This window comes from Myroides sp. LoEW2-1 (assembly GCF_009767705.1).
In the GTDB taxonomy this organism is placed as follows: domain Bacteria; phylum Bacteroidota; class Bacteroidia; order Flavobacteriales; family Flavobacteriaceae; genus Flavobacterium; species Flavobacterium album_A.
This window is the reverse complement of record NZ_WSPP01000235.1, coordinates 1-1,732: the sequence shown is the minus strand read 5'-3', so window position 1 is coordinate 1,732 and position 1,732 is coordinate 1. Positions and strand designations below refer to the sequence as shown.

The window sequence follows — 1,732 nt, the reverse complement described above, 5'->3', positions numbered from 1 at the left end:
GTTTTAATGACTTTGCTTGCTGAACTCTGTAAAACTATTATACAAAAATTAATTATATGGTTTAAATCAGCAAAGAAAGGCTTGAAAAGCCTTAAAAAATCTTTAGAAAATGCAATTAAAAGTTTTTTTAAAGATTTTAAAAAGCATTTAAAAACGTCTAGTAATTCATTGCTTACAACAGTAGCAACTGCAATCCTTGGGCCTATCGTGGGATTGATAAAAAAAGCATGGATGCTTTTAAAACAAGGTTGGAAATCTTTAAGAGAGGCTATAGATTATATTAAACATCCAGTTAATAGAAAAAAGAGTAGGAGTATTTTAATGTTAGAAGTATCTAAAATCATTATTGCAGGATTAACAGTAGGAGGAGCAATTGTTTTAGGAGAAGGAATTGAAAAAGGACTAATGACGATACCATTTCTTGCTGCTCCAATTCCACTTTTAGGGAGTTTAGCAAGTCTGTTAGGAATATTTTTTGGAGCTGTAGGTTCTGGTATTATTGGTGCAATTGCGCTTAATTTGATTGATAAAATGATAGCTAAGAAGAAGAAATCTTTATTAGTAGAAGCGAAAATTGATAAAGGAAATCAGATATTAGTAGTACAAGATAAGTTGAAAGACGTTGCAAAAGTGAATATGGAACAAAATAAAAATCAAATGGCTATAAATATATATGGCAGACATTCTGAGTTAGATAAACGTTTTGAAGTTCAGTCAAAAGAGGACAAGTCAATAGAAATTGGAAAAACCAAGAATGATGAAGATATTGATGAATTGTTTAATTTATTGAACCAGTAATTATATGAGTGATATAATCCCTATTAAGCCTAATAGACAAAAATTAGAAAATGCAAAGCTAGCAGTACAAAAAATAGCAGATAAAACTCCTCAAACTCCAACTTTAAGTACATTTAGACATGGCAAATCTTGGTATGGTGTAACACACAAAGTTACAGGAGAAGATATGAATGTATTTGTTTCGGATATACAAAGTTTGATATTCCAGTTAAATAAAGAAAATATAGATACATATAAACAGTTTACTGCTGTATATAATTTTTTTGATATTCTAGATAAAGAATATATTAAGTATTTTAATCTATCAATTGACAAGTTAGAAGTAGTAACTGAAGAAGCTAGAAAAGCGGGAAACGATGCTTTAAATGCTCAAAAAGAGATAACTAGAACGATACAGGTTTTAAAATTAACAATAGAAAAACTAACAAAAAATAAAATAGAGACTGATAATAAGTTAGTTTCTTTTGAAAATGATATTAAAGCCAAACTAACTCAACTAAATCGTATTGATGAATTAAAAAGGGATTTAGAGAGCAATAAGCATTTTTCTGATGTTGATACTATCTGGGCAGATGTACAGACACATAAGGCTAATATCTCGAGTATTGAAGAGAGACTTTCAAAAGGGTTAATAGATATCAGTTTACTTAAAGATTATAAAAGTAAATTAGAAGGATTAAAATACCTTAGCGATGTTGATACTATCTGGACAGATGTACAGACACATAAGACTAATATTATAGGTATTGAAGAGAGACTTTCAAAAGGGTTAATAGATATCAGTTTACTTAAAGATTATAAAAGTAAATTAGAAGGATTAAAATACCTTAGCGATGTTGATACTATCTGGGCAGATGTACAGACACATAAGGCTAATATCTCGAGTATTGAAGAGAGACTTTCAAAAGGGTTAATAGATATCAGTTTACTTAAA

General features: G+C 29.2%; 1 protein-coding gene and 1 pseudogene. Both read left to right on the top strand.

Annotated elements, in window-relative coordinates:
- A pseudogene (locus GOQ24_RS12650) lies at nt 1–798 on the top strand (cation diffusion facilitator family transporter); the annotation flags it as partial.
- A 4-nt stretch (nt 799–802) separates the two neighbouring features.
- The coding region (locus tag GOQ24_RS12645; protein ID WP_160339842.1) for a hypothetical protein at nt 803–1,732 on the top strand (930 nt) is incomplete at its 3' end.